Origin of the sequence: Mycobacterium sp. DL (assembly GCF_039729195.1) — a bacterium.
Taxonomy (GTDB): Bacteria; Actinomycetota; Actinomycetes; order Mycobacteriales; family Mycobacteriaceae; genus Mycobacterium; species Mycobacterium hippocampi_A.
On the sequence record NZ_CP155796.1, the window covers coordinates 4,261,140 to 4,282,914 of the forward strand.

Genomic DNA, 21,775 nt, shown 5'->3' on the forward strand with positions numbered 1-21,775 from the left:
ACATTCTGTTCTGGTCTTCCTACTCGATCAGAGCCGGGCCAGCACACGATGGTCGAGACTCGGTGGCGGCGCCATGCACATGCCGCCGACAACCCGTCGAGGATAACTGTCGGATGGCGTATAGGGGGAGAGTCATGGCTAACGAGATGTCCTCCAGATGGTGTCGTTAGCTGAGAATGCAAGCGCGCTCACGTGCCGGCGTAGTACCGTACGTCGTGGGGGCGGATTTGCGCGGGTCGGCAGACCTTCGTCTTGCGTTGTCTCCGGTGGGAGGGATCAAGTACGCATGACAACTCGGATCGCTGACAAGAAGTGCGACGTTCGCGCGGTCGGCTGGGCGTTCTTGCCGCCCCTCAGGTTCTTGTGATGAAGCGCGCGGTCGACGTCGTCGGCGCCGCCGTAGCACTCTTGATCTTGGCCGTGCCGATGCTGGTGATCGCCTGCGTGGTGCAGATCCGCCTGGGAAGCCCGGTGCTGTTCACCCAGGTGCGGCCAGGCCGCGACGGCGTTCCGTTCCGCATGATTAAGTTCCGCACCATGCGCGAGGCGACTGACGCTGCGGGTCGCACGCTGCCAGATGAACAGCGCCTGACGCGCCTTGGGCAAGCATTGCGCGCCACGAGTCTCGACGAGTTGCCGGAACTCTGGAACGTGCTCCGTGGCGATATGAGTCTGGTCGGACCACGGCCGCTTTTGATGGCGTACCTGCCGCTCTACACGCCGGTGCAGGCGCGTCGGCATGAGGTACGCCCGGGGATCACCGGTTGGGCTCAGGTCAACGGCCGCAACGCGTTGAGCTGGGAAGAAAAGTTCGCGCTGGACGTCTGGTATGTCGACCACGCATCGTGCCGTGTCGACCTGAAGATTGTTGTCTTGACGATTTGGAAGACGCTCAGCCGTGATGGCATCACACAGCAGGGACACGCGACGATGCCTGACTTCACCGGTTCGGAACCCCGGCAAAACGTGACACGCAAAGTCACCGGCCGTCAGACATAAGACGATGTAGGAGAACTCACGTGCAACTTTCGTGGAAGACGCTGAATGAGCTCGAGTGCGACTTCGGCGAAGCGTTCTTCCTGCTCGATGTCCAAGCGTTTCGAAAGAACTACGAGGAATTTCTCGACGCATTTCGGGTCATCTATCCGCGAAGCCGAATCGCGTACTCCTACAAGACGAACTACATCCCTCGACTGTGCTGGGAGGTTGACCGGATGGGCGGCTACGCTGAGGTCGTCTCGAGCATGGAGTACGACGTGGCGCTGCGTGTCGGTGTCGATCCGAGGCAGATCATATTCAATGGTCCCTACAAAAGTGAGCACGACCTGGAGCGAGCTCTACTGGCCGGATCTGTCGTCAACCTCGATGCCTACTACGAGGTGGACCTGATCGAAGCCATCGGCCGCCGTCATCCGCAAGCCGAGTTGAAGGTCGGGTTGCGGTGCAATTTCGAACTCGAGGACCACCATTCCTCGAGATTCGGGTTCGATGCCGGAGCCGGCGGCGATCTGTACGAGGCGCTCAAACGACTTGAGAGCATTGATAATTGCGTCGTGGCGGGGCTCCACTGCCACTTCTCCAGCGGACATCGCAGCGTCGAGTCCTATGTTCGGCGCACCCGCCGCCTGCTCGAGTTGTCCGCGAGTTGCTTCCCGCGCCAGCCGCCGCACTTCATCGATGTCGGAGGCGGCTACTTCAGCAAGATGAGCCCGGAACTGCGAAGCCAGTTTCCAGGCCCGGTCCCGAGCTACGGGGAGTACTCCGCCGCAATTGCTTCCGAGGTCGCTGCTGCCTACCCCGGTGCCGACGGGCCGGAACTGATCCTGGAGCCGGGATCCGCGCTCACCTCCGACGTGATGTGTTTTGTGGCCAAAGTCGTTGCACGAAAGCGGGTCCGCACCCGCGAGCTCGCTCTGGTCGCGGGCAGCATCCACAACATCAAGCCGACCCTTCATGGCAAGCAGCTCCCGATGACCGTGGTGAGTGCCGCCGACCTCCCAGACGAATCACACGGCGAGCGCCCGGCCGACATCGTGGGCTACACCTGTATGGAGCATGACTGTCTGCAGCGCGGCTACCGTCAGCGGGTCCGACCGGGGGACTATGTCGTATTCCAGAACGTGGGCGCCTACACCGTCGTCATGAAGCCGCCGTTCATCCGCCCGGCACCGGCCATTCTCGTTCTCGACGACAAGAACTCCGTTGAGGTGGCGCGCCGCGCGGAATGTTGGGATGACCTGTTCGGCGCCTTCATCTTTCCGAACCAGCCGGAACCGGCACTACCACCGAGACCGCCAGGCGCGGTGTGAGGACGCGCATCGATGAACGTGCTGTTGACATGTGCCGGCCGCCGGAACTACCTGGTGGAGTTCTTCCGAGCCGCGCTTGACGGGGGCGGGCAGGTGTACGCCGCCGACTGCAGCAAGGACGCTCCGGCACTGCAAGAAGCTGATCGCTCCTTCGTCGTGCCCCCGGTCACTCATCCCGGGTACATCGAGCACATGCTCGAGCTCTGTCACGCCCAGGCGGTCCAGGTTCTGGTGCCACTGAACGATGTGGAGCTCCCCCTGCTCGCCCGCAATCGCGAACGGTTCGGCGTCGGAGGAACGCTCGCGTTGGTGTCGTCGCCCGACGTCATCGATACCTGCTTCGACAAGTGGGCGACGACCCGCTTTCTGAAGAGTTGCGGTATTGCCAGCCCGAGCACCTATCTCACGGTGCGCGAGGCACAAACGGCCCTCCATCAGCGGAAGATCGCATTCCCGCTCGTGGTCAAGCCACGCTGGGGCAGCGCCTCCATCGGCATCGTGTACGTCGAGCGGGCCGAAGATCTGGCGCCGGCGTACCAGCTGATCAAGCATCAGCTGGCAAGTACCGTTCTCGCCGAGGCGAGTTCCCGCGATCTGGACCACGCCGTTTTGATCCAGCAACGCCTGCCGGGCCAGGAGTTCAGTCTCGACGTCGTGAACGACTTGGGCGGCCACCATGTCGCCACCTTTGCCCGCCGCAAGCTCGCGATGCGCGCTGGCGAGACGGACCGTGCCGTCACCGTCGACAGCCACGAATTTGATCGGCTAGGTGCCGTCATCGGCCAACAGCTCGGCCACACAGGCAATCTCGACTGTGACGTCTTTCAGACCGAAGATCAGCTGTATGTGCTGGAGCTCAACCCGCGCTTCGGTGGCGGCTACCCGTTCTCCCACGCGGCCGGCGCCGACCTACCGGCGGCACTCGTGGCATGGGCGTCCGGCACAGCGCACGACCCGCGCTGGTTGCATCCGCGTCCAGGGGTGACCACCGCCAAAACCGATCGGCTGGTGACTATGAACTGAGGAGTAGACATGGTTCGTCTCGTCCACGTCACCACGGTGCCCGATTCGCTCGCGTTCTTCCACGGGCAGGTCGGCTACCTAAAGGCGCGGGGCGTAGATGTGTGGGCACTGTCCTCGCCGGGCGAGATGCTCGACCAGTTCGCCACAGACGAGGACATCCCGGTCCACGGCCTGGCAATGGCGCGGCGTATCACGCCGCTGCGCGATCTGGCTACCACCGCCCGGCTGTGGCGCTGGCTGCGCGAGGTACGGCCCGACATCGTCAACGCCCACACGCCCAAAGCCGGGCTACTCGGCATGCTGGGGGCCTGGTTGGCGAGGGTACCGGTGCGGGTCTACCACCTGCACGGCTTGCCGCTCATGACGGCTACGGGGCTCAAACGGCAGCTGCTGCGGTGGACCGAGAGGGTCTCGTGCCTGCTGGCGGACCAGGTGCTCTGTGTCAGCGCCTCGCTCCGTTCGGTCGCGTTGGCGGAGGGTTTGTGCCAGCCGGACAAGATCAAGGTTCTCCACCACGGCAGCATCAAAGGCGTCGATGCCGAAACAGTTTTCAACCCAGCGTTTCTCGTCGGCTCAGTGCGTGCCGCCACCCGCACAAGATATGGCATCCCGCTCGAGGCGGAAGTCATCGGCTTCGTGGGCCGGGTGGTCCGTGACAAAGGGCTTGTCCAGCTGGTCGAGTCGTGGCAGACCCTTTCCGCGGAGCGCCGACAGTTGCACCTCTTGGTGGTCGGCCCCCTTGAGCCGCAGGATCCGTTACCTCCCGAGGCGGAGGAGCTGCTACGCACTGACTCGCGCATTCACCTGACTGGCATGCAAACCGACACGCCACCGCTGTACGCGGCGATGGATGTGGTGGTGCTGCCTACGTACCGAGAGGGATTCGGCGAGGTGGCGATCGAAGCCGCTGCGATGGAGCTGCCGGTCGTCGCCTCCTCGGTCGCTGGGTGTGTGGATGCCGTGCAGGACGGTGTGACAGGAACTCTGGTACCGCCTCGCGATTCAGCCGTCCTGACCGAAGCGATTCGCGGTTACCTGCTCGATCCGGATCTGCGGCGTCGGCATGGTGTGGCCGGGCGCGAACGAGTGCTGCGAGAGTTTCGGCCGGAGGACATCTGGGACGCGCTGTACACCGAATACACCCGGCTGCTGAGATTGCACGAATACATCTGAGCCGCAGACTATTTGCGGAAGCAACAAAGTGATTCCCCGGCTGTATGGAGCGCCTCGGAGTTTCTCACTCGCGGAGTCGATTGTTTGCAAGTGTGACTGCGGTAGGGCAGCTGTCGGAGTTACTCTCACGGGATGACTTCGATGGTGAGCGACGGCATTCGACTGATCCGCTCCAGCACCGGACGCCGCAGAGTGTTGGAGGGCATCCGAGTCCGGCTCTACTGGCGCCGCGATGCAGTCGGGCTGCGTCGAGACGTGAGTGTGCCCTTCGCCGCACCCCCGGCAAAGATCCCGGTCACTGTGCGGCGGTTACGGCCCGACGACGACCTCGCGTTCATAGCGGAAGATCCCGACCTCCCGCCACAGGAGGCGGCTGAGCGTGATTCCCGGCGCGAGCTCCTGAGGGCCGACATTCCAACGTGTTGGATCGCTGTGGATTCCGAGGGCACGGGGTGCTACATGCAATGGCTGATCGAGGCGCGCGACAACGCACGCATCCAGGCGTTCTGGCCAGGGTTGTTCCCCGAGCTCAAACCAGGCGAAGCGCTACTGGAGGCCGCCTACACGGGGGACGGCCATCGCGGAAAGGGGATCATGGCGCACGCTATGGCCCTGATCGCGGAACAAGCGCGCGACCTCGGTGTGCAGCACGTGATCACCTTTGTCAGTAATGACAACATTGCGTCGCTGAAGGGTTGCGAGAGAGCCGGGTTCGCCCCTTATGTCAATCGCCGGGAAAGCTGGACCCTGTTCCGGCCGCGTGTCCGCTTCCAGCCTCTTGCCTGAACACCACTCCGCCCTGCTCGGAAAGGGTCGCGAGCCGCCTCACCCTTCCCGTGGCGCGGCGTCGACCTGACAACCTGTTGTGCTCAGGATGAATTCGTCGCCCACCGACCCGGATCACGGGTGACCGTTGCGCCGCCGAGAGGGTTTGGGTGACGAGTTAGACGAGTAGCCGAGTCTTTGCACCCACAGGTGGGTATTCTCAGGCCGATGCGAGCACTGGTCACCGGGGCTGCCGGATTCGTCGGGTCGACGCTAGTCGATCGACTCGTTGCCGATGGGCACAGTGTCGTGGGTCTAGACAACTTCGCCTCCGGGCGGGCGACCAATCTCGAGCACTTGGCCGACGACATCAGCTTCTCCCTCGTCGAAGCCGACATCGTGGATTCCGACCTGGATTCGATCCTTGCGCAGCACATTCCAGAGGTGGTCTTTCACCTCGCGGCGCAGATCGATGTTCGGCAGTCGGTGTCGGATCCGGCATTCGACTGCTCGGTCAACGTCCTCGGTACTGTGCGGCTGGCCGAGGCAGCCCGCAAGGCCGGTACCCGCAAGATCGTGCACACAAGTTCCGGTGGCTCCATCTACGGTGCCGTCGAGATGTTCCCGATCAGCGAGGTGGCACCCACCGATCCAGCTTCGCCCTATGCGGCGGGCAAAGTGGCAGGCGAGTTGTACCTCAACATGTTCCGGCGCTTGTACGGTCTGGAATGCACACACATAGCTCCATCGAACATCTACGGTCCTCGACAGAACCCACACGGCGAAGCCGGTGTCGTCGCGATCTTCGCCGAGGCGCTGTTGTCCGGGAAATCAACCAGGGTCTTCGGTGACGGCACGAACACCCGCGACTATGTATTCGTCGAGGATGTCGTGGACGCCTTCGTCAAGGCGTCAGGGGACGCCGGGAACGGCCGACGTTTCAACGTCGGAACCGGTGTGGAGACCTCAGATCGGCAGCTCCACACTGTGGTCGCCGAGGCTGTCGGCGCCGCGGACACTCCCGAATTCCACGCGGCGCGTCTCGGTGACCTGAAGCGATCCTGTTTGGACATCAGCGTCGCTGAAGAGGTGCTGCAGTGGCGACCGGTCGTCGACTTGAATGAAGGTGTCCGACGGACGGTCGAATACTTCCGGAATCGGCAACCCTGACGATTGCCTGGTGTGCGGCACAAGCAGGCGTCGATGGCTCACGACAGCCTCAACTTGCTGTGCTCGGAAGCTATGCAGATGTCAGCAAATGTTTCGAGACTCGGAACGGCTTGACGTCGATCAACTGATCGGTCCGGCAGCCGCGCCGGCCTGGGAATCGTGTCTCGAGGTCGCGTAGCGGTGCGGATGTACAGCAATTCAGAAGAAACCGTCCTTAGTTTGTTTAGTAATTTGCTGTATATTGCTTCTGTCCCAGGTTGACGACTTCGTCGAAGGCTTCATCTCCGAGGTTAACGGTCCCGCCAATGGCTCGAACACGGACTAATCCTGGACTGACATCCGGTCCGTTAATCGGCTTCAAACTGCGTGTTCGAGTTCCGAAGGCCGGCAATTCGGCCTTGAGTGGTCCCAGCGGTCCGCACCGTTCGGCCAACCCGCCGGGGTCCTGCGCGGAAAACCGTGTCGACCGCAGTTGTGTTTGCCAGATGTTGTCTCCAAGTCCGTTGACATACATCTGGCAAAAAAATATGCTGTAGCGCAGCAGTACCGAACCCGACGCCGTGGGGGGCTCTCGGGGTACTGCCGAGAACGAGTGCACCGAAGGCTCGGAACAGCGGTGTGAGGTGAGGGAGGGCGAGTGATCACCGATCAATGCCATGTATGGCGTTCATCGCTCTCGGAGACGATCCGCAAGGTCGTGACCCGGCCGCATCTCGGGGCGGACCGCATAGCCATTCAAGACGGCCGCGCCTGTCTAGTTCTTGTCACCACTATGGCGATCGCAGTGAATGCGTGGGCGCTCTTCCCATCCACCGACAAGCCGGGCCACAGCGTTACGCTCCCGGCACTGGCGTCGCCCCCTGCGGCCGGCGTTCCGTCGGCACGGGAGGGTGGTCCCGACAAGTCGCGCGATTTCCTCAGGGTCACTTCCTTGCACTCGATGAGTGCCGAGCTGGTCAGTTCTGGTCCGACGTGGCACCGGCCGATGCACCAGTATCCGATTGCGGCGGTGGGAATCACGATGGCGCCGCTGAGGTCGAAGCTTCAGGCTCTGCTGCTCCTGTTGTATTCACAAGCAGGCGAATTGGATTCGGTCGCCTTGGAGGCGAAGATCCGGGCATTGCTCAGGCTGCCGGATTCCATGTTGGCCGAGTTGATGGCACATCCTGATCTGTCAGCGTTGAACATGATGTTGGACACCGTCCTCCTGGGAACCACCGATATGGCGGCGGTCAAGACCGAGCTGGACAGAATCACCGTGACCTCCGTAGCGGACACGTCCCAGCACATTCAGATCATCACGGTGGGCAGCGATCTCGCTTATGCTGTGCAGGCGTCGGTCGACGACAGCGACCCGGGAAATGCCGTGTCACTGGTGTCCGCCCCGACTTCGCCGGGCGATCCAACGATGTTGGCGTCGCAGTTCGGCATGCTTACCGGCATGGCGTTGTCTGCCTTCGGGTTCGCGCCGAGCATTGCACCACCACCACCACCACCGCCACCACCACCAGCGCCGCCACCGGTGCCGGTGCCGGTGCCGGAACCTGTGTCCGTTGCTCGCATTATGGTGTCCACCGCCGAGGAACCGTTGCCATCCCCTCTGGCACCCGTGGCGAACGTTGTTGACTCAGTGGCGGAATCGACCGTTACGCCACCCACGTCGCTCGAGGTCATCGAATCAGGCAACGAGCTCGACCCGGGCGAGACATCGGTGCAGCAGACCACCGACAATTCGCCTACAACGAATTCCCCCGAACCCGAGTCCCCGTCGACCCCCGCTGCCGGCGCGGAGAGTCCTGCTGAATCAGACGACGGAGCTGAACCTCCTTCGACGAGCGGCGACGAGGGGGGCGGGACGTCTTCCGAAGGCGCGGCGAGCCCTTGACCGCGCGCTGCGGCGCGGACCCGGGCGTGGTTCAGGCCGGGACGAATTCGACGCCGGCCAGCGCCACTGCATTGTCGCGGTCCGGCACGGTCACTACGGCGCTGAAGCCGCCCTCGGGGGTATCGGCGTCCTTCCAGACGCTCACCCGCAGGGTTTCGCCGGGGAAGACCACGCCCGCCATCCGGGCACCGTAGGACGCGAGCGCGCCGGTATCGCCGTCGAGCAGGTTGTCCACCAACGCCTTACAGGTCATGCCGTAGGTGCACAGTCCGTGCAGGATCGGTCGCGGGAATCCGGCGGCGGCGGCGAACTCCGGATCTGAATGCAGCGGGTTGCGGTCGCCGCACATCCGGTACAGCAGCGCCTGCTGGGGAGAGGTCGGCACGGTCAGTTCGAAGTCGGGTGCCCGGACCGGGGTGGCCGAAGACCCCGACGGTCCGCGGTCGCCGCCGAAGCCGCCTTCGCCGCGGGCGAAGATGGACCGCTTCTGGGTCCACAGCAGGGCGCCGTCGGGAGCGGTGACGGTCGTCTCCGACCAGATGACCGCCGCCTTGCCCTTGTCCCAGATCTCGGTGAACCGGGTGATCGCGGTGCCGGTGCCCGACGGTGGGACCGGCCCGGGCACCGTCACGGCCTCGCTCGCGTGCAGCACCCGGCTCAGCTCGATGTCGATACCGGGGAACTTCACCGCCGGGGGATCGGTCAGGTGGAAGCTCTGCGCGACATTGCCGAACGTCGGGAGCACCTGTGGGGTGTCGTCGGTCAGATAACGCAGCTCACGGGTGTCCATCGGGTCGCCGCCGGCTCCCAGTCCCAGGTGATAGAGCTGGATATCGCTGCTGGCCCAGGAAAATTCGACGGGTTCCAGTGCAGCGCCGATGGCTTCGTCGAGGTTGATGGGCACGATTCACGCCTTCCCGATGTCTGATGTCGCCGCCGGGGCGGCTCCGGCCACGTGCAGCGCCGCGAGGTAGCCGAACGTCATCGCCGGGCCGATGGTGCCCCCGGGTCCGGGGTACGTGTGGCCCATCACGGGCGCGCTGACATTGCCCGCGGCGTAGAGACCCTGGATGACCGAGCCGTCGTCGCGAAGGGCACGCCCGTGAACATCGGTGACGACGCCGCCCTTCGTGCCCAGATCGCCAGGCACCATCTTGGCCGCGTAGAACGGCCCGTGGTTGATCTCGCCGAGATTCGGGTTCGGCTTGTTCGTCGGGTCGCCGTAGTAGCGGTCGTAGGCGCTCTCGCCGCGCTTGAAGTCCTCGTCGACGCCAGTGCGTGCAAAACCGTTGAAACGTTCCACGGTGGCTCTGAAGGCATCGGCGGGCAGGCCGGTCTTGGTTGCCAACTCCTTGAGTGTCGGGGCCGAGACGATCACGCCGGACTCCATCCACTTCCTCGGAATACGTTGTCCTGGTTGCAATCCCGCGAAGATATACCGGTCACGGTACTGCTGGTCGAATACCAGCCAGGCCGGGATGTTCTCACCCGGGCCCGGCCCCTGCCCGTACTGACCGCCGTACATGTGGTGGCAGGCCTCGACATAGGGCATCGATTCGTTCATGAACCGATTGCCGGACATGTTGACGATGATCGACCCCGGAGAGTTGCGCTCGGACAGCGCGAACCAGGGTGCGTCGACCAGTGGCACCGTCGGCCCCCACCACGCGTCCTCCATGACGTCGAGGGCGGCTCCGAGCTTTTCGGCGGCCAGGATTCCGTCGCCGGTATTGGCTTTGGCGCCCACCGTCCACTCCGTGGTGATCGGGGCGCGCTGGTACTTCACTCGCATCTGTTCGTTGTGCTCGAATCCGCCACTTCCGAGGATGACGCCGCGCCGGACCCGGATGAGCTGCGGTTCGGCACTTTCCGGACCCGTGGTGTCGCGGACGTAAACGCCACGCACCACGCCGTCCTCGACATAGAGGTCGGTCAGGGCAGTGTTCAGCAGGACCGGAACTCCGGCCTTCTGCAGGCCGATGCGCAGCGGCGCTATTAGAGCGCGGCCCATGCCGACCAGGTTCTTGCCGGTGACCTTGCCCCAGGTGGCCCGCACACCGACCTTGAGGCTGCGCAACACGCCACGCGGATGGCGCTTGAGTTGGTTGAGCCGGACGTAGTCCTGCTGCAGAACGACCATGTTCATCGGAACCTTGCCGTACGGCGGTTCGAGGCCGGCCAGGTCGGCACCGAGCTTGTTGGCATTGAACGGCTTGGGTTCCACCGACCGGCCCGATGCCTTACCGCCCGGGCTCTCGGGGTAGTAGTCGGAGTAGTTCGGCACCCAGCACAGCTTCAGCGGTGAATGCTTGATCACGAACGAAAGCATCTCGGGGCCGCGCTGCAGGTATGTGTCGATCTTCTCGGCCGGGACGACGTCGCCGATGATGGAGTGCAGGTACTCGGCGGCGGCAGCGGGGTTGTCCTTGACCCCGTCACGCTCGAGGATCTCGTTGTTCGGGATCCAGACGCCGCCACCTGACCGCGCAGTGGAACCACCATAGTGCGGGGCCTTCTCGACGACTACTGTTGACAGACCCTGATGGGCGGCGGTGAGCGCGGCGACCATGCCCGCGGCGCCACTACCTACCACGACGACGTCATACTGCTGTCCAGTCATGTAGAACACGTTATAGAATTGCCCCGCCTTCGAACAACTGTCCCGGTAGGCGAGGCAGGAAATCCATGAGAGGACATAGCAGAAATGCTCAGTTCCGAGGTCCGTGCCCGACTCGCCGCCGACCTTGCCCAGGCTGAGCGCAGCCGCGTTCCGATCGCGCCGCTGACGGACGCGAACCCCGACATCGATGTGGTCGACGCCTATGAGATCCAGCTGATCAACATCCGGCAGAAAGTGGCCGAGGGCGCCCGGGTGATCGGACACAAGGTCGGCCTCTCGTCGGAGGCCATGCAGAAGATGATGAACGTCGACGAGCCCGACTACGGCCATCTGCTCGACGACATGCAGGTCTTCGAAGACACGCCGGTCCGTTCGGATCGTTTTCTGTATCCGCGGGTCGAGGTCGAGGTCGGGTTCGTGCTCGCCGACGATCTGCCCGGCGCCGGCTGCACCGAGGACGACGTGCTCGCCGCGACCGCCGCGTTCGCGCCCTCGATCGAACTGATCGACACCCGGATCACCAACTGGCAGATCAAGCTGTGCGACACGATCGCCGACAACGCCTCGTCCGCAGGCTGGGTGCTCGGTGAGGCTCGCGTTTCGCCCAAGGACATAGACATCAAGAACATCGACGCGGTGCTGACCAACAACGGCGAGGTGGTCGCCGAGGGCCGCAGTGACGCGGTACTGGGGAATCCGGTGACCGCGGTCGCATGGCTGGCGCGCAAGGTCGAGGCTTTCGGGGTCCGGCTGAAGGCCGGCGACATCGTGTTGCCCGGTTCCTGCACGCGTGCGATAGATGCACCGCCCGGGAGCCGTTTCGTCGCCGACTTCGCCGGATTAGGTTCAGTACGACTCGATTTCGAGTGACGTTCGAGAACAGTAGGGAGTGTCATGCCTGACAAGGCGACGGTGGCGATTGTGGGATCGGGCAACATCAGTACCGACCTGCTGTACAAGTTGCTGCGTTCCGATTGGCTGGAACCGCGGTGGATGATCGGGATCGACCCGGACAGCGAGGGGTTGGCGCGGGCGCGAAAGCTGGGGTTGGAGACGTCGCACGAGGGTGTGGACTGGCTGCTGAACCTCGACGAGAAGCCGGACATGGTGTTCGAGGCCACGAGCGCCTACGTCCACCGCGACGCTGCGCCGCGGTACGCCGAGGCGGGGATCCGCGCGATCGATCTGACCCCGGCTGCGGTGGGCCCGGGGGTCATCCCGCCGGCGAACCTGCGCGAGCACCTGGATGCGCCGAACGTGAACATGGTGACCTGTGGCGGGCAGGCCACCATCCCGATGGTCTACGCGGTGAGCCGGGTGGTGGACGTGCCATATGCCGAGATCGTCGCATCGGTGTCCTCGGCGTCGGCGGGACCGGGTACCCGGGCCAACATCGACGAGTTCACCAAGACCACCAGCGCGGGGGTGCAGCACATCGGCGGTGCGGCCCGGGGTAAGGCGATCATCATCCTGAACCCCGCGGATCCGCCGATGATCATGCGCGACACCATCTTCTGCGCGATTCCCGAGGATGCCGACCAGGACGCGATCACCGCATCGATAAAGGATGTGGTGGCGCAGGTGCAGACCTATGTGCCGGGTTACCGGTTGCTCAACGAGCCCCAGTTCGATCCGCCGTCGGTCAACTCCGGCGGGCACGCGGTGGTCACCACGTTCGTCGAGGTGGAGGGTGCCGGCGACTATCTGCCGCCGTACGCGGGAAACCTCGACATCATGACCGCGGCGGCGGCGAAGGTGGGCGAAGAGATCGCCCGCGAGTCGCTGTCGGTCAACGTTGCGGGAGGTCAGGCATGAGCACCGACGAAATTTATTTCGACCCGATGTGGGACATCCGGATGACGGATACGTCGTTGCGTGACGGCAGCCACCACAAGCGCCACCAGTTCACCGCCGAGGAGGTCGGGGCGATCGTCGCCGCGCTCGACACCGCCGGTGTGCCGGTCATCGAGGTCACCCATGGTGACGGTCTCGGCGGGTCGAGCTTCAACTACGGGTTCTCCAAGACCCCGGAGCAGGAGCTGATCAAGTTGGCGGCCGAGACCGCCAAAGAAGCCAAGATCGCCTTCCTGATGCTGCCCGGTGTGGGTACCAAGGAAGACATCAAGGAGGCGCAGAACAACGGCGGGTCGATCTGTCGGATCGCCACGCACTGCACCGAGGCCGACGTGTCGATCCAGCATTTCGGGTTGGCCCGAGAGCTCGGTCTGGAGACCGTCGGGTTCCTGATGATGAGCCACACGATCCCGCCGGAGAAGCTGGCCGCCCAGGCGCGCATCATGGCCGATGCCGGCTGTCAGTGTGTCTACGTGGTCGATTCGGCGGGAGCCCTGGTTCTCGAGGGCGTCGCCGACCGGGTGGCGGCGCTGGTCGCCGAACTCGGTGATGACGCTCAAGTGGGCTTCCACGGCCACGAGAACCTCGGGCTGGGGGTCGCGAACTCGATCGAGGCCGTCCGCGCCGGCGCCAAGCAGATCGACGGCTCGTGTCGGCGGTTCGGGGCCGGTGCGGGTAATGCGCCGGTGGAGGCGCTCATCGGGGTGTTCGACAAGATCGGCGTCAAGACCGGTATCGACTTCTTCGAGATCGCCGATGCCGCCGAAGAGGTCGTCGCGCCGGCGATGCCCGCCGAGTGTCTGCTGGACCGCAACGCGTTGATCATGGGTTACTCGGGGGTCTACTCGAGCTTCCTCAAGCACGCCATCCGTCAGTCCGAGCGCTACGGGGTGCCCGCCCACAAGCTGCTGCACCGCGCCGGGCAGCGCAAGCTGATCGGCGGCCAGGAGGATCAGCTGATCGACATCGCCCTGGAGATCAAGCGCGAGATGGACGCCGAGGCAATTGCGACGGCCTAGTCGTGAAAATGCAGTAGGCGGTTACTGCATCCGCCGTTGAGTATTGCCTGCACACTGGCGTCATGGCGGAACCTCCCGGGCTCGGCGCACCCACCATGGCACAGTCGTTCCTCCGCACCATCGCGGCGTGCGGCGACGCGGTCGCATTGCGGACCCCCGACGACACGGTGACGATCCGCTATCGCGAGTTGCCAGGCCGCATGACCGAGGTGGCAGCTGCCCTTGCAGCACTGGGGATTTCGCCCGGCGACTCCGTTGGGATGATGCTCACCAACCGGCCGGAGTTCCACGTGATCGACGGCGCGGCGATGTTGATGGGTGCTGTCCCGTTCAGCGTGTACAACACGTCGCCGCCCGAGCAACTCGCCTACGTCCTGGGCGACGCAGGGGCGCGGGTGGTGTTCACCGAACGGCAGTTCGCCCCGGCGCTCGCGGCGGTGGCCGCCTACGACCTCGAACTGCCGCACCTGATCGTGGTCGACGACGATGCGTCGTGGTCGACCTTCCTGCGGGCAGGCGAGCCCTTCGACCTCGCGGCGACCGCGGCAGCGGTGCAACCCGGCGACCTGCTCACGCTGATCTACACCTCAGGAACCACCGGCCCGCCCAAGGGTGTCGAGCTCACCCACGCCAACATGGTCGCGCTGTTGTGCGGCCTCCACGAGGCATGGGGAATGCGCTCGGGCGGCCAGATCATCAGCTACCTGCCACAGGCACATATCGCCGATCGCTGGTTCTCGCACTACAGCGGGCTGATGACGTACGGGGGGACCATCACCGACGTCGGGGTCATGGCCGATGCCATCCCGACCGCCACGGTGGTCCGCCCGACGTTCTGGGGCGGAGTTCCCCGCGTATGGGAGAAACTGAAGTCGGCGCTGCAGTCCGGGGCATTCGGCCCGCTCGATGACCCGGCCAGGGTACGTTCGGCGCTCGGTTTCGACAGGTGTGAACTGTTCGTCATCGGCGCAGCACCTACGACGCGCGACGTGTTGGATTTCTTCGGGGATCTCGGCATCGAGATCTGCGAGGCCTGGGGCATGAGTGAGACATCGGCCATCGGTGCGCTGAACCGGCCAGGGACCGTGCGACTCGGTTCGGTCGGCCGTCCGCTGCCTGGGATGGAGATCAAACTGGCCGAAGACGATGAACTGCTGTGCCGCGGTCCCAACGTGATGGCCGGCTACCGCAACAACCCGCAGAAGACTGCCGAGGCGATGGACTCCGAGGGCTGGTTGCACACCGGCGACGTCGCGCGCATCGATGAGGACGGCTACGTCTGGATCATCGACCGCAAGAAGGAACTGATCATCAACTCCGCGGGCAAGAACATGTCGCCGGTGAACATCGAGTCGAAACTCAAGGCCGCCGGTCCACTGATCGGGCAGGCCTGCGTGTTCGGTGACGCCCGGCCCTACATCGTCGCCCTGCTGGTGCTCGACCCGGAGGCCGGTGCCGATCCGACCGATCCCGCCGTCGTCGCGGCGGTACAGCGCGAGGTCGACCTCGCCAACACCCATCTTTCCAGGGTGGAGCAAGTCAAGCGGTTCACAGTGCTGCCAGAGGAATGGCTGCCCGGAGGCGACGAACTCACGCCCACGATGAAGCTCAAACGGCGCCCCATCGCCGACAGGTACTCGGTGCTGATCGACGCTCTCTATTCATGACCGCCTCGCCAGTCGTCGAAGACGGGGTGGCGGGTCCGTCGACTCGCATGCTCTGGCGCGGACGCCCGAACCTGAGCCACCCGACCGGGTAGTCACACCCACCGGGCACGATGGGGCCATGGCGACACGAGCGCAGGCCCAGGCGATCCTCGAACAACTGGCCGGACCCGACGCCCGCCTGCGCGACGACCAGTGGACGGCCATCGAGGCGTTGGTGGTGGGTCGCCGCCGCGCACTGGTCGTCCAACGCACCGGGTGGGGCAAGTCGGCGGTGTACTTCATCGCCGCCAAACTGTTGCGCGGCGAGGGGCGCGGTCCGACGGTCATCGTGTCGCCGCTGCTGGCGCTGATGCGAAATCAGGTCGAGGCCGCCGACCGGGCAGGGGTGCGGGCGGCGACCATCAACTCGAGCAACATCGCCGACTGGTCGGAGATCCACGACCGGGTTCGTGGCGGCGAACTCGACGTGCTGCTCGTCAGCCCCGAGCGCCTCAACAATCCCGATTTCCGCGATGACGTGCTGCCGGCGCTGGCCCGTGATGCAGGCCTGGTCGTGATCGACGAGGCGCATTGCGTCTCCGACTGGGGGCACGACTTCCGGCCCGACTACCGCCGCATCCGCACGCTGATCGCGGAGCTGGGCAATGACATCCCGGTGCTTGCGACGACAGCGACCGCCAACGACCGCGTCGTCGACGATGTGCGCAGCCAGCTGGGGGTCAGCGGCGCCGAGGTGGGCGGCGACGCCCTGGTCCTGCGAGGCGGCCTGGACCGGGAGTCGCTGCGCCTTTCGGTGGTCAAGGCGGGGAATCCGGCCCAACGCACGGCATGGCTTGCCGCGCAGATGAACTCGCTTCCCGGTTCGGGCATCGTCTACACACTCACCGTGGCCCAGGCGAACGATGTCGCGGCGATGCTGCGCGACCGCGGGCATGTGGTGGCCGCCTACACCGGAGCAACCGAGACCGCCGAGCGCGAGCAACTCGAGCATGACCTGCGGGACAACCGGGTGAAGGCGCTGATCGCCACCTCGGCGCTCGGGATGGGTTTCGACAAGCCCGATCTCGGGTTCGTGGTCCACCTGGGCGCGCCCGCCTCGCCGATCGCGTACTACCAGCAGGTCGGCCGTGCGGGGCGCGCCACCGAGAGTGCCGAGGTGATACTGCTGCCGGGCGCCGAGGACCGCGACGTGTGGCGATACTTCGCCTCTGTCGCCTTCCCTTCAGAAGCGATGGTGCGCAATGTCATTCGGGCACTCGACCCCGAACGCCCGCAATCCACTCCGGCGCTCGAGCCGTTGGTCGATCTCAACAGGACGCGCCTGGAGATGGTGCTGAAGGTGCTCGATGTCGACGGGGCGGTACGCAGGGTCAAGGGCGGTTGGATCGGTACCGGTCGCGAATGGGATTACGACGAGGAGCGCTATCGCCGGCTGGACGAGGCCCGCAAACGCGAGCAGCAGGCAATGCTGGACTACCTCGACACCGACCAGTGCCGGATGTCGTTCCTGCGCGGCCAGCTCAACGACCCCGAACTGGCCGACGGCGCGAGATGCGGGCGGTGCGACAACTGCACGGGTTCGAGTTACGACCCGGGCGTCGACGAGTCGGAAGCCGAGGCGGCCCGGGCGCGCCTGATGCGGCCCGGCGTCGAGATCACCGCACGCCGGCAGTGGCCCTCCGGTCTGGCGAAACTCGGCGTCTCGCTCAGCGGGAAGATCACCGACGGCCCGGCCGCGGGGCGGGCCATCGGGCGGCTCACCGATCTGGGATGGGGGGCGAGGTTGCGTGCGGTTCTCGACGGCCCTGACGCCGAGGCTCCCGACGACGTGGTGCGCGGCGCGGTCGACGTGCTTGCCGCGTGGGACTGGAAGACCAGGCCGACGGCCGTCATGGCGATGGCCTCCGAAAGCCATCCGCTGCTCATCGGCTCGTTGGCGCGCAGGCTCGCCGAACTCGGGAGGCTGGAGCATCTCGGGACGCTCGGCTACTCCGTCGAGCGGCGGCCCGTGACGGCTGCCAACTCGGCGTATCGTGTTGCGGCACTGACAGGTTCCTGGGATCCGCCCGAACTGCCCGAGCTGAGTGGGCCGGTTCTGCTGGTGGACGACATGACCGACACCGGGTGGACGCTGACCATGGCTGGGCGGATCGTGCGGCAGGCCGGTGCGCCCGAGGTGTTGCCATTGGTGGTTGCAGCCGTCAGCTGATCGGCTGTCGATTCCTAAGGGTCGACCCGTCCTTGGGCTGGTGCTGCGCCACCCAGTTGGGCGCTGACCGCGTCGGCGGTGCCGATCAACGCCTTGGCGTGCTCGCGGATCTCGTTGTCCGTCAACGCCTTCCCGATGCGCATCGAGGCCACCATCACCTGGCGTCCGTAGTGATCGAACACGGGTGCGGAGATGACGCTGATGTCATGACGTCGGCGGCCGGGCTTCTCCTCGCGCAGGTACACCCGCTCGCCGATGTCGGAGACCAACTCGCCGAGCAGTGCCCGCAGCTCGTCGGGCATCGTGGTCGACATCCCTGCCAGCAGTGAGTACAGCCTGCGGCCTCCGGGGGTGAGGCGCTCGACCAGGTAGCCGTCGGCGCGGCATCGTTCGATCACGCGGTGCAGCCGGTCGGGATCGGTGCGCGACGCGTGCAGCGGCACCGTCGGTTCCATCGCCAGCCAGTTGCGCACCGCCTCGTCGTCCCACAGCACGAACATCAACCCGACCGGCGGCGCGAACGGGTAGCTCTGGCCGACGTCGACGCCGGGTGGTGCGCCGGCCGGTGCCACGAGGTCCAGCAGCGTGATGCGGTCGTCGATCACGGCCGAGAGCCCTGCGGAGACGCCGAACCTCTCCGACAGCCGGCGCAGTTCCTCGCGCGCGGCCGGGCTGACCCGCAGCGACTCCTGCGCGCGGTGTCCGAGCGTGATCAACGACGGCCCCAGGCGGTAGGTCTTGTCGGCAGCGTCGCGGACCAGGTAGCCGGCCTCGGTCAGCGAGGTCGCGATTCCCAGACAGGTCGGCTTGCTCAGCCCGAGCCGGCGCGCCAGTTCCGAGACACCCAGCCGTTCCTCGGGTCGGCCGGCCAGGTATTCCAGGATTGCCACCACACGTTCGGTGGGCGGGGAGGCGCGTCCGGCGGCTTCGGGTGGCACGTGTGCAGACTACCTTCGTTCCATATATGGAACGAGCCGGTCGATATGTTGACTCTTGCTAGAACGCGTTCTAGTTTCGAGGCGTGTATTCACAGCCGCTGGCCGACGCGATCGCCGAGGCCGAGGGCCTCGTTGCCGCTGCGCCCTTCATCGAGACCGAAGCCGACCTGCTCGAGGGTCTGCAGTACCTGGCAGGCTGCATCGCGGCCTGCACTCATGTGGCGTTCGACTACGACCGCGACCACCCGTTCCTGCACAGCGGCACCGGTCCCTTCACCAAGATGGGCCTGGACAATCCGGACACGATGTACTTCGGCACCCGGGTGGCACCCGGCCACGAGTACGTCGTCACCGGGAAACGCGGCACCACCACCGACGTCAGCTTCCAACTGCTGGGCGGCGAGTACACCGATGACAATGTGCCCGACAGCGAGACGGCCTTCGACGACCGCAAGCTCGACATCGCCGCCGACGGGACCTTCGAGTGGCGCTTCACACCTCCCGGTCCGTCACAACTCGTCATCCGCGAGGTGTACAACGACTGGTCCGCCCAGCGCGGAACCTTCGCGATCGCGCGGACCGACACCGCGGGCACCGCACCGCCGCCGCTGACCGACGAACTCATCAAGAAGCGCTACGCCGTGGCGGGTAAGCAGTTGGTGCAGCGCGTCAAGACCTGGTTGCAGTTTCCGCAGTGGTTCTACACCGAGCGCCCTGCCAACACCATGGTGTCACCGCGACTGACGCCCGGAGGTCTGGCGACCCAGTACTCGTCTGCCGGACAGTTCGACCTGGCCGAGGACCAGGCGTTGATCATCACGCTGCCGGTCACCGACGCACCCTATCTGGGGTTCCAACTCGGGAGCCTGTGGTACATCTCGCTGGACTACATCAACCACCAGACATCGCTGAACGGCACTCAGGCCCAGGCTGATCCGGACGGCAAGATCCGCATCGTGGTGTCGGACAGGAACCCGGGCGTGACCAACTGGGTGGAGACACTGGGCCACCGCAAGGGCTTCCTGCAGTTCCGCTGGCAGCGGGTATCGCGCGAGCTCACCGAAGCCGACGGCCCGACCGTCGATCTCGTCGACTTCGACGACGTCGCCGCGGCGCTGCCGCACTACGAGACCAACAAGATCTCCGAAGACGACTGGCGGGCGCGGATCGCACTCCGGCAGAGGCAAATTGGCGAAAGAATGGTGGGGTAGCGATGGCTGGACTGCTCGAGGACAAGGTCGTTGTCATCAGCGGCGTCGGACCTGCGCTGGGTACGACGCTGGCACGGCGGTGCGCGGAGGAGGGTGCCGATCTGGTGCTGGCAGCCCGTACCGTCGAGCGACTCGAGGAGGTCGCCGAGCAGGTCACCGGCCTCGGTCGGCGGGCACTGTCGGTGGGCACCGACATCACCGACGAGGCGCAGGTGGACAACCTCGTCGACGAGTCGCTGAAGGCCTACGGCAGGGTCGACGTGCTGATCAACAACGCCTTTCGGGTGCCGTCGATGAGGCCGTTGGCCAACACCACCTTCGACCACATGCGCGACGCCATCGAGTTGACGGTGTTCGGCGCGCTGCGGTTGATCCAGGCCTTCACGCCCGCCCTTGCCGAGGCGAACGGTTCCGTCGTCAACGTGAACTCCATGGTGGTGCGGCACTCGCAGGCCAAGTACGGCGCGTACAAGATGGCGAAGTCGGCGCTTCTGGCCATGTCGCAGTCGTTGGCCACCGAGTTGGGGGACCAGGGCATCCGGGTGAATTCGATTCTGCCCGGCTATATCTGGGGTGGCACGCTGGAAAGCTACTTCAACCACCAGGCCGGCAAGTACGGCACGACCGTCGACGAGATCTACAAGGCCACGGCCGCCGCCTCCGATCTGAAGCGGTTGCCGACCGAGAATGAGGTGGCCTCGGCCATCCTGTTCATGGCCAGCGACCTGTCCAGCGGCATCACCGGGCAGGCCCTCGACGTGAACTGCGGGGAATACAAGGCATGACGCGAACCAACGTGGGCACCGTCGAGGATCTGCACGCCTCGGCCACCAAGGCGTGCGGCCTCGACGACTTCGGCAGTGACGACGACAACTACCGCGAAGCGCTCGAGGTGTTGCTGGACTCGTTCGCCCGCGACGCCGATCTGACCGAGATCGGCAGCAAGATGCACCGGTTCTTCACGCGCAACGCCCTGGTGGCCCGGCTGGTGTCCGAGGCCGCGTTCAAGCAGTATCCCCAGCACACCGAGGTCGGCATCGAACGCCCGATCTTCGTGACCGGACTGCCGCGCACCGGCACCACGGTGATTCATCGTCTGCTCACCGCCGATCCGCGGCACCAGGGTCTGGAACTGTGGCTGGCTGAGTTTCCGCAACCGCGGCCACCGCGTGAAACCTGGTCTCAGAACCCGGTTTTCCAGCAGATCGACGCCCAGTTCGCCAAGGCGCACGAGGAGAACCCGGGCTACACCGGGTTGCACTACATGACCGCCGACGAGGTGGAGGAGTGCTGGCAGTTGTTACGCCAGTCCCTGCACTCGGTCTCATACGAGACGCTCGCGCACCTGCCCACCTATTCGCGGTGGCTGTCGCAACAGGACTGGACCAAGTCGTACAAGCGGCACCGGAAGAACCTCCAACTGATCGGGCTCAACGAACCGGAGAAGCGCTGGGTGCTCAAGAATCCCAGTCACCTGTTCGCACTCGACGCGATCTTCGCGGTATACCCCGATGCGCTGGTGGTGCAGTGCCACCGACCCGCCGAGACCATCATGGCCTCGATGTGCTCACTGGCCCAGCACACCACGGAGGGCTGGTCGAACACCTTCGTCGGGGATGTCATCGGCGCCGACTCGATGGAGACCTGGTCGCGGGGGCTCGAGTTGTTCAACACCGAACGGGCCAAGCATGATCCGGCGCAGTTCTGCGACGTGGACTACTTCGACTTCATCAAGGATCCGATCGCCAGTGTCGAGGGCATCTACCGCCATTTCGGCATCGACTTCACCGATGCCGCCCGGCAGGCGATCACCGACAGCCATACCGAGAGCCAGAAGGGTCCGCGAGCGCCCAAACACACGTATTCACTTTCGGATTACGGATTGACCGACGAGCAGGTCAAGGCGCGCTTCGCGGGGTTGTAGCGGATCCG

18 protein-coding genes are annotated in these 21,775 nt (G+C 65.1%); 15 read left to right on the forward strand and 3 right to left on the reverse strand.

The window, feature by feature from the left end; translation table 11 throughout:
- The first annotated feature begins 366 nt into the window (after positions 1-366).
- The 7 genes from ABDC78_RS20345 to ABDC78_RS20375 all read left to right on the forward strand — a co-directional run bounded on the left by ABDC78_RS20345 (position 367) and on the right by ABDC78_RS20375 (position 8,325).
- Positions 367-999 carry a sugar transferase gene (locus ABDC78_RS20345; RefSeq protein WP_178361663.1) on the forward strand — a complete coding sequence of 211 codons (633 nt, stop codon included), beginning with the start codon at positions 367-369 and terminating at the stop codon, positions 997-999.
- Between the two features lie 20 nt (positions 1,000-1,019).
- A complete protein-coding gene (locus tag ABDC78_RS20350) occupies positions 1,020-2,309 on the forward strand; it encodes a hypothetical protein (protein ID WP_178361664.1) in 1,290 nt (429 codons plus the stop codon).
- A gap of 12 nt (positions 2,310-2,321) precedes the next feature.
- Entirely contained in the window at positions 2,322-3,332 is a 1,011-nt protein-coding gene (locus ABDC78_RS20355; RefSeq protein ID WP_178361665.1) for an ATP-grasp domain-containing protein, read from the forward strand.
- A gap of 9 nt (positions 3,333-3,341) precedes the next feature.
- A complete protein-coding gene (locus tag ABDC78_RS20360; protein WP_178361666.1) occupies positions 3,342-4,505 on the forward strand; it encodes a glycosyltransferase family 4 protein in 1,164 nt (387 codons plus the stop codon).
- Positions 4,506-4,637: 132 nt separating this feature from the next.
- Positions 4,638-5,291 (forward strand): GNAT family N-acetyltransferase, encoded by a 654-nt coding sequence (locus ABDC78_RS20365; RefSeq protein ID WP_178361667.1) that lies wholly within the window; start codon positions 4,638-4,640, stop codon positions 5,289-5,291.
- Positions 5,292-5,498: 207 nt separating this feature from the next.
- Positions 5,499-6,440, forward strand: a complete 942-nt coding sequence (locus tag ABDC78_RS20370) for an NAD-dependent epimerase/dehydratase family protein (RefSeq protein WP_178361668.1) — start codon at positions 5,499-5,501, stop codon at positions 6,438-6,440.
- Between the two features lie 637 nt (positions 6,441-7,077).
- On the forward strand, positions 7,078-8,325 hold the full coding sequence (locus ABDC78_RS20375; RefSeq protein WP_178361669.1) for a hypothetical protein: 1,248 nt from the start codon (positions 7,078-7,080) through the stop codon (positions 8,323-8,325).
- 31 nt (positions 8,326-8,356) lie between these two features.
- Here the strand turns inward: ABDC78_RS20375 and ABDC78_RS20380 are convergent, their stop codons facing one another.
- Positions 8,357-9,229, reverse strand: a complete 873-nt coding sequence (locus ABDC78_RS20380) for a MaoC family dehydratase (RefSeq protein WP_178361670.1) — start codon at positions 9,227-9,229, stop codon at positions 8,357-8,359.
- 3 nt (positions 9,230-9,232) lie between these two features.
- Positions 9,233-10,945 carry a 3-oxosteroid 1-dehydrogenase gene (kstD, locus tag ABDC78_RS20385; RefSeq protein WP_178361671.1) on the reverse strand — a complete coding sequence of 571 codons (1,713 nt, stop codon included), beginning with the start codon at positions 10,943-10,945 and terminating at the stop codon, positions 9,233-9,235.
- Positions 10,946-11,029: 84 nt separating this feature from the next.
- Between kstD and ABDC78_RS20390 the strand changes: the two genes are divergently transcribed.
- The 5 genes from ABDC78_RS20390 to ABDC78_RS20410 all read left to right on the forward strand — a co-directional run bounded on the left by ABDC78_RS20390 (position 11,030) and on the right by ABDC78_RS20410 (position 17,694).
- A complete protein-coding gene (locus tag ABDC78_RS20390; protein WP_178361672.1) occupies positions 11,030-11,815 on the forward strand; it encodes a 2-keto-4-pentenoate hydratase in 786 nt (261 codons plus the stop codon).
- Positions 11,816-11,839: 24 nt separating this feature from the next.
- Positions 11,840-12,760, forward strand: coding sequence for an acetaldehyde dehydrogenase (acetylating) (locus tag ABDC78_RS20395; protein WP_178361673.1), 921 nt, complete (start codon positions 11,840-11,842; stop codon positions 12,758-12,760).
- Positions 12,757-13,818, forward strand: coding sequence for a 4-hydroxy-2-oxovalerate aldolase (gene dmpG, locus ABDC78_RS20400; protein ID WP_178361674.1), 1,062 nt, complete (start codon positions 12,757-12,759; stop codon positions 13,816-13,818). The genes ABDC78_RS20395 and dmpG overlap by 4 nt, the downstream gene beginning before the upstream one ends.
- A 62-nt stretch (positions 13,819-13,880) precedes the next feature.
- The gene (locus ABDC78_RS20405; RefSeq protein ID WP_178361675.1) at positions 13,881-15,485 is read left to right on the forward strand and encodes an AMP-dependent synthetase/ligase; all 1,605 of its coding nucleotides are present in this window, start codon (positions 13,881-13,883) and stop codon (positions 15,483-15,485) included.
- Between the two features lie 118 nt (positions 15,486-15,603).
- Entirely contained in the window at positions 15,604-17,694 is a 2,091-nt protein-coding gene (locus ABDC78_RS20410; protein ID WP_178361676.1) for a RecQ family ATP-dependent DNA helicase, read from the forward strand.
- 14 nt (positions 17,695-17,708) lie between these two features.
- Here the strand turns inward: ABDC78_RS20410 and ABDC78_RS20415 are convergent, their stop codons facing one another.
- Positions 17,709-18,632, reverse strand: coding sequence for a helix-turn-helix domain-containing protein (locus ABDC78_RS20415; protein ID WP_178361677.1), 924 nt, complete (start codon positions 18,630-18,632; stop codon positions 17,709-17,711).
- An 83-nt stretch (positions 18,633-18,715) separates the two neighbouring features.
- On the opposite strand from ABDC78_RS20415, the gene ABDC78_RS20420 reads away from it, so the two are divergent.
- Genes ABDC78_RS20420 through ABDC78_RS20430 form a run of 3 tightly spaced genes read left to right on the forward strand, consistent with a single transcriptional unit; the run spans position 18,716 to position 21,767 of the window.
- Complete coding sequence (locus ABDC78_RS20420; RefSeq protein WP_178361678.1) at positions 18,716-19,843, forward strand: hypothetical protein; 1,128 nt, start codon at positions 18,716-18,718, stop codon at positions 19,841-19,843.
- A gap of 2 nt (positions 19,844-19,845) precedes the next feature.
- Complete coding sequence (locus ABDC78_RS20425) at positions 19,846-20,628, forward strand: SDR family oxidoreductase (RefSeq protein WP_178361679.1); 783 nt, start codon at positions 19,846-19,848, stop codon at positions 20,626-20,628.
- Positions 20,625-21,767 carry a sulfotransferase gene (locus tag ABDC78_RS20430; RefSeq protein ID WP_178361680.1) on the forward strand — a complete coding sequence of 381 codons (1,143 nt, stop codon included), beginning with the start codon at positions 20,625-20,627 and terminating at the stop codon, positions 21,765-21,767. Before ABDC78_RS20425 ends, ABDC78_RS20430 begins: the two co-directional genes overlap by 4 nt.
- Positions 21,768-21,775: the final 8 nt, after the last annotated feature.

Coding starts and splice junctions, on each gene's coding strand:
- ABDC78_RS20345 (WP_178361663.1), top strand. CDS start 367: ATGAAGCGCGCGGTCGACGTCGTCGGCGCCGCCGTAGCACTCTTGATC.
- ABDC78_RS20355 (WP_178361665.1), top strand. CDS start 2,322: ATGAACGTGCTGTTGACATGTGCCGGCCGCCGGAACTACCTGGTGGAG.
- ABDC78_RS20360 (WP_178361666.1), top strand. CDS start 3,342: ATGGTTCGTCTCGTCCACGTCACCACGGTGCCCGATTCGCTCGCGTTC.
- ABDC78_RS20365 (WP_178361667.1), top strand. CDS start 4,638: ATGACTTCGATGGTGAGCGACGGCATTCGACTGATCCGCTCCAGCACC.
- ABDC78_RS20370 (WP_178361668.1), top strand. CDS start 5,499: ATGCGAGCACTGGTCACCGGGGCTGCCGGATTCGTCGGGTCGACGCTA.
- kstD (WP_178361671.1), bottom strand. CDS start 10,945: ATGACTGGACAGCAGTATGACGTCGTCGTGGTAGGTAGTGGCGCCGCG.
- ABDC78_RS20390 (WP_178361672.1), top strand. CDS start 11,030: ATGCTCAGTTCCGAGGTCCGTGCCCGACTCGCCGCCGACCTTGCCCAG.
- ABDC78_RS20395 (WP_178361673.1), top strand. CDS start 11,840: ATGCCTGACAAGGCGACGGTGGCGATTGTGGGATCGGGCAACATCAGT.
- dmpG (WP_178361674.1), top strand. CDS start 12,757: ATGAGCACCGACGAAATTTATTTCGACCCGATGTGGGACATCCGGATG.
- ABDC78_RS20405 (WP_178361675.1), top strand. CDS start 13,881: ATGGCGGAACCTCCCGGGCTCGGCGCACCCACCATGGCACAGTCGTTC.
- ABDC78_RS20410 (WP_178361676.1), top strand. CDS start 15,604: ATGGCGACACGAGCGCAGGCCCAGGCGATCCTCGAACAACTGGCCGGA.
- ABDC78_RS20425 (WP_178361679.1), top strand. CDS start 19,846: ATGGCTGGACTGCTCGAGGACAAGGTCGTTGTCATCAGCGGCGTCGGA.
- ABDC78_RS20430 (WP_178361680.1), top strand. CDS start 20,625: ATGACGCGAACCAACGTGGGCACCGTCGAGGATCTGCACGCCTCGGCC.